This window comes from Actinomycetes bacterium (genome assembly GCA_036510875.1).
GTDB lineage: Bacteria > Actinomycetota > Actinomycetes > Prado026 > Prado026 > DATCDE01.
The window spans coordinates 1-5,533 of record DATCDE010000046.1; the positions used below are offsets into that span (position 1 = coordinate 1).

The following is a 5,533-nucleotide window of genomic DNA, read 5'->3' on the forward strand; positions in this document are numbered from 1 at the left end:
GAACCACCCACACAACTGCGACCCCGGAACACCAGCAACGAAGACCACGACGAACCCGCCAGCACTGTCGGAGCCGTCGCCTAACATCACCTCAAGACGAGCCCACGACCCGAGCATTTACACCGGATCTGGGACGCGACCTCGCCGGGGCTCCAGGGATGATGGGCCATGACCTCAGAACCCGACTTCGCTAGATCGCTGGCCCATCAGGCTGGCGAGATCATGCGCCGATACTTCCGTCTGGGCGTCACGTCCCGTAGCAAAGGGGACGGGACGCCCGTTACAGCCGCCGACGAAGCGATCAATGAACACGTAATGGGACAGGTCAAGACTCACTTCCCCGATGACGCCGTCATTGGGGAAGAGGGCAGCAGCCCAGTTGGATCCTCCAACCGAGTGTGGGTGTGCGACCCCATCGATGGGACGCTGCCGTTCACCCTCGGTGTCCCGACGAGTCTGTTCTCGCTGGACCCGGGACCGCTGGGGGAACCCGGCGGCGGGTTCCGCCGCTACGGGCACTCCAAGGACCACCGCCCGGACCTGCCGCAGGTGGTCATCGGGCTGGCGGTGACCAAGGAGGGCATCCAGGTGCGGGTGTGGTGCTGGCCGGGGAACACCGCCGACACCGCGGTGCTGCCCGAGGTCCGGGACGGGATGCGGGAGGCGAAGCTGGGCCGGGTGGTCACCGTGGTGGACCGCGGGTTCTCCTCGGATGCGAACCTGGACTACCTGCGCCGCGGCGGCGGGGGCTGGATCGCCGGGGAATGGATGCGTGAGCGGGCCGGCGACGCCGCGCAGGCGCTGTCCCGCCAAGGCCGGTTCACCGTGGTCAACGACCACCTGCACGTCAAGGAAGCCAAGATCGCCTCCACGCCCGGGATCCGCTGGGTCATCTGCTTGAACACCGCCGAGGCCGCCAAGGACAAGGCCACCCGCGACGAGGCGCTGGCCCGCCTGGGCGAGGAGCTGGGGCGGATCGCCGCGGCCCGGGCGAAGGCCACCGCCGCGAAGAAGACCGCGACCAGCGCGAAGGCCCGCGCCCGCGCCGACGCCGAGCTGGCCGGGCACACCCGCGCCGAGTGCGCGCTGCGGGACCACGTCACCCTCGGGCGGTGGCTGCGCCAGACCCCCACCGGCCGGCTGGCCATCGACCGCGCCAGGGTCGGCTGGACGGCAAGTACCTGCTGTCCACCTCCGACCCGCACCTGTCACCCACCGAGGTTGCCCTGGGCTACAAGAACCTCCTCGAAGCCGAACGCGGGTTCCGGGACATGAAGTCGACCCTGATGCTGCGCCCGGTGTTCCACCACCTCGAGCCCCGGATCCGGGCGCACGTGCTCATCTGCTGGCTTGCCCTGCTGCTGATCCGGGTCGCGGAGAACACCACCGGCCAGACCTGGGACCGCATCGCCCACGAGATGAACCGCCTCGCCGCCGTCACCCTCACCGGCCCCGCCGGGACCGTCGTCCAGGCCACCGAACCCACCGACACACAACGGGCCATTCTCACTGCCTCCAAGGTCGCCATCCCGCCCCGGATCACCGCCTTGCACCCCCGCTGACCAGGCAAAACGCCCCCCGGAAGGCACCTGCCGGGCGTGGACACACGACCCCGTCAGCCCGGACGCGCCGATCACCATGCCCCGCAACGGGAATCAGCCACCCCCGTGTCCACTAAATGCGGAACTCGGGTGACGGTCGTCGCGACGCTCAACCCCACCGACGACTCGTTCACCGGCACGTGGACCGACAACCTCAACGGATCGCCTGAGAGCGGGACCGTCAGCGCCGGAGCCCCAGTCTTCACAGCGATTACCGACTACAAGAACCACGGGGCCTACGTCGCGGCGAACGGCGGCGGACCCGACGCCGCCCACTCCTGCATCGGGATGCCGGACCTCCACCACTAGCCCCCCGCACGATCTGGCCCCCGTGGCTTGGGCGGCTGCGGTCTTCCTGGCCCGTTCCCAGCCTCGTCCCACGCTCGCAGACCCGCGTCCCGTGGTCGTCACCCAGGTCGACGGCGAGTTCAGCGGCTGGCTACTGGCCTCGCAACGACCCGGAGCGGCCGGTCAGCCGTGGCGGGCGCTGGTGCGCTACCACCGGGATGTCGGGATGCAGCACGAGCACTGGGTGACCCAGGCCGAGGTGCGGCCCCGCAGGGGTGATGGTCATTTCGGCTATCGTCCGTGATCAGCCTTTGCCGCCGGGGTCGGGTGTTCTGACGGTTGCACGTGACCGGGCTCTCGACGTGCCTGTCGTCGATTGACGGAGGCAGCTTCCTCGCCTGGGTGTGACGGAACACACCGGGGTTCGGGGCGTGATCCAGGATGAATCCGCCGTCTGTCGGCGTCCTCATAGTGATGAGAACCCTGACCGGCCGCCTGGTTGACGCCGCCCGCCGTCCGTATGCCCGTCTGGCGGTGCTGTCGGCTTCTGCGGCTGCGATCGCCTATGGGCTGGGTTCGCTGAGTCCACGCATCTCTCCGGTCGTGGCGGGGATCACGGCCCTGATCACCGTCCGGCCGACGTTCCACGCCTCTGTCCAAGAGGCTCTACGGCAAACGCTCGGGGTGGTCTTGGGGGCGGTGTTCGCGTTCGCTGCCTTGGAGGTCATCGGGTTCTCCGGGGTGGCCCTGTTCGTCACGATCTTGGCCGCCTTCCTGACCGCGCACCTGCTGCGGCTGGGTGAGGAGGGCGCGGTGGCGGTCGGCGTCACCGTCATCCTCGTCGTCGGTCCGCACTTCAACACCGAAGCCATCGAGACCCGACTATTCGGCGTGCTCGTCGGCTCGCTGATCGGGTTGGTGGTGTCGTACTTCACCCGACCGGGTACGCCCCATGGTCGTGCGCTGGCCGACGTCGTGACCGAGGGCGAGCGGATCTCAGTGCTGCTCACGAGCATCGGTCAGACCCTGGTCGCCCTTCAGGGCAACATTCCCAGGACGCTCGCCTTGAACTGGCTCGTCGAAGCCGAGGACATCCTGGTGAGCACCGTGCAGATCCGGCACGCAGCCCAAGACGCCGTCGCCGGGGCACGGTGGTCTCCGATGATCGGGCACGGGGAGGCCCACGCGGTGCTCAGCCAGGTCCGGATCACCGAGGGAACCGCGATCACCGTGGTCAGCATGTGCCGCGACCTCGTCGTCGCTGCCGAGTACCACCCGATGCCCGCGGCCTTGGCCACCTCGCTGTCCGACGTGTTCCTGGCCACCGCCGGAGCCGTTACTGAACAGTCCGGCACTGCACGGCAGCACCCATCCGAACCGCTCGCCGACCACACCGGCCCCATCCGTGTCGTCTCGCGCACCCGCCGGGAAGCCACGACCCACGTCCGCGGCCTCGAGGACACCCACCCACTGCTGCTGGGCGGATCCCTGCTGCGCGACACCCAGAAGATCACCGAGATCCTCTCCGGCCACTGACCGGTGGCTTCAAGGCCGCCCGCTGACCGTCCCGGCCGCTCTCGCGGATCGGCTGAGCCGGGTGCCCTGAAGCCCGCTGACGGCCCACTCCAATCCGTGTCCCCCGTGCAGGGGACGGCCCAAGTAGCCTTCTCCGCTGCGAGGCCCCTTTCCACTTACCCCCGTGGGCGTTGAAGGGGGCCTCGCCCGCGTGGTTGGGTTCGCTGCTGCGTGAGGCGACACGTGCTGGACGTCGACTGTTCACGGCTCCGTCGTTCGCCTGATACTGCCCCTGGCACGCCCGGTCCCAGGCTCCCGGATCGGAGCCCGGCAACCACCTGGCGACGTTGCACCTGGGGGACGCTCGGTGGTCGGTCCGGGCTCCGCCACCGTTAGGCGCAGACCGGCTTCCGCTCAGCGCGACAGCTTGTGCCTCCCCTTGGTGTCGGAGCCTTCGTGCGTCCTCGGACCGCACGAATCGCCACATCCCGCGAGGCCCCGCTTCCCTCCCGCACGGGCGGCGGGGCCTCGCCTCGTTCGGGACCGGCGCGGCTTCCCGGCGGGCGGCACGGTGTTCGACCCGAATCCGGGCCGAGCAGTTCTATGTCGAACGGTCTGCACAGCCGGTGCGCCCGAGAGTAGCGTGATTGTGAACCTGTCCTGTTGAGCCCTCCCTCGAGTGACAGTTGGCAGCCGATGAGCGGTCCCAGGATGCGTGCGGTTCGCCTGTCAGTGGTCACGATGTCGTTGGTGGTGGTGGCTGCGGTGGGGTTGGTGTTGCTCCCGGCGCAGGCGGTGAGCGTGGTGACGGTGGATGCCACCCAGCGGTTCCAGACCGTGCAGGGGTTGGGGGTCAACGTCAATGTGCACAGCTGGGATGGGGGGCGGCTGAAGCCGGCGCTGGACCAGTTGACGGATCAGCTCGGTGCCCGGGTGTTTCGGGTGATCATCGAGAAGGCTGATTGGGAGTCGACGAACGATGATGCGGATCCGAACCATTTCAACTGGGCCTACTACGACCAGGTCTATCAGACGAGCAAGTTCACCGATCTGTGGAACACCATCGCCTATCTGAACGCCAAGCACGTGACTGTGTCGCTGAGTGTGATGGGTGCCCTGCCCGCCTGGATGGGTGGCTCGTCGCTGGCGCCGAGCCAGGAAGCCGAGTGGGTGGAGATGATGGCTTCGCTGGTCTACTACGGCCGGCTGGTCAAGCACCTTGACTTCACCTTGTTCGAACCGTTCAACGAACCCGACTGGAACGGCATCGAGGGGGCGCAGGTATCCGCCGACCAGGTGGTCCGGGTGACCCACCAGCTGGCCGCCCGGCTGGACGGCTTGGGTCTGGGCGACATCAAGTTCATCCTCCCGGACACGGCCGACAGCGGTAGCGGGGTGGGTGCGTACTTCTCGGCGCTGCAGGGTGATAGCTACCTGATGGGCAAGGTCGTGGCGCTGGGTCTGCACAACTACAGCGGGTCCACTGGGGGCGCTGCCAGTGTCATCCAGGGTTCGGCCGACCCGAGTCTGCCGTTTTGGATGACCGAGTTCTCCGCGTGGTGCAGCGGCTGCGACACCGGCGCGCCGAACCCGGGCGACTGGTCTTTCGCCCGGACCACGGCGCAGTACATGATGAACAACCTCGGTCAGGGCGCGGCCGGCGCCGAGGTGTGGGAGGGGTATGACAGCTACTACGAGCACCACGCCAGCTGGAGTTACTGGGGGCTGCTGGCCTACGACCAGTCCTCGGGCACGTACACCCCGCGCAAGAGTTTCTACGCTATGGAACAGTTCATGCGGTTCATCCCGCCCGGTTCGGTGCGCATCGGGGTGTCCAGCGGCAGCAGCGCGCTGTCCCTGCTCGCCTTCCACGACCCGGCCAGCGGACGGGTCACCCTGGTCGGCCTCAACACCTCTTCTGACGCCGCAACCTTCACCGGCACCATCGCCGGCGTCGACGGGCTGACGGCCCTGGCCGCCTACCGCACCAACGCCACCGCGAACATGGGGTCCGCCGGCGACATCCCCGTCACTGCCGGCACGTTCTCCGCGACCATCCCCGCGGACACCCTGTTCACTTTGACCGGGGTGGCCGGCCCGGACCTCACGGCGCCCACCGTCACCCTGAC

The 5,533-nt window shown here is 68.4% G+C and carries 6 protein-coding genes; all 6 read left to right on the plus strand.

Annotated elements, in window-relative coordinates; all coding sequences use genetic code 11:
- Positions 1 to 168 precede the first annotated feature (168 nt).
- On the plus strand, positions 169 to 1,275 hold the full coding sequence (locus VIM19_02745) for an inositol monophosphatase family protein (protein ID HEY5183829.1): 1,107 nt from the start codon (positions 169 to 171) through the stop codon (positions 1,273 to 1,275).
- Positions 1,272 to 1,562 (plus strand): hypothetical protein, encoded by a 291-nt coding sequence (locus tag VIM19_02750; GenBank protein ID HEY5183830.1) that lies wholly within the window; start codon positions 1,272 to 1,274, stop codon positions 1,560 to 1,562. The genes VIM19_02745 and VIM19_02750 overlap by 4 nt, the downstream gene beginning before the upstream one ends.
- A gap of 129 nt (positions 1,563 to 1,691) precedes the next feature.
- Complete coding sequence (locus tag VIM19_02755) at positions 1,692 to 1,910, plus strand: hypothetical protein (GenBank protein HEY5183831.1); 219 nt, start codon at positions 1,692 to 1,694, stop codon at positions 1,908 to 1,910.
- Between the two features lie 22 nt (positions 1,911 to 1,932).
- Positions 1,933 to 2,193: a hypothetical protein gene (locus VIM19_02760; GenBank protein HEY5183832.1), complete on the plus strand. Its 261-nt coding sequence runs from the start codon at positions 1,933 to 1,935 to the stop codon at positions 2,191 to 2,193.
- Positions 2,194 to 2,423: 230 nt separating this feature from the next.
- Complete coding sequence (locus tag VIM19_02765; GenBank protein ID HEY5183833.1) at positions 2,424 to 3,425, plus strand: aromatic acid exporter family protein; 1,002 nt, start codon at positions 2,424 to 2,426, stop codon at positions 3,423 to 3,425.
- A 720-nt stretch (positions 3,426 to 4,145) separates the two neighbouring features.
- Positions 4,146 to 5,533 (plus strand): hypothetical protein (locus VIM19_02770; GenBank protein ID HEY5183834.1); only part of this gene is annotated, 1,388 nt, incomplete at its 3' end.

Excerpts from the sequence above, each read along its gene's own strand:
- VIM19_02750 (HEY5183830.1), top strand. The coding sequence starts at position 1,272 with ATGAAGTCGACCCTGATGCTGCGCCCGGTGTTCCACCACCTCGAGCCC.
- VIM19_02745 (HEY5183829.1), top strand. The coding sequence starts at position 169 with ATGACCTCAGAACCCGACTTCGCTAGATCGCTGGCCCATCAGGCTGGC.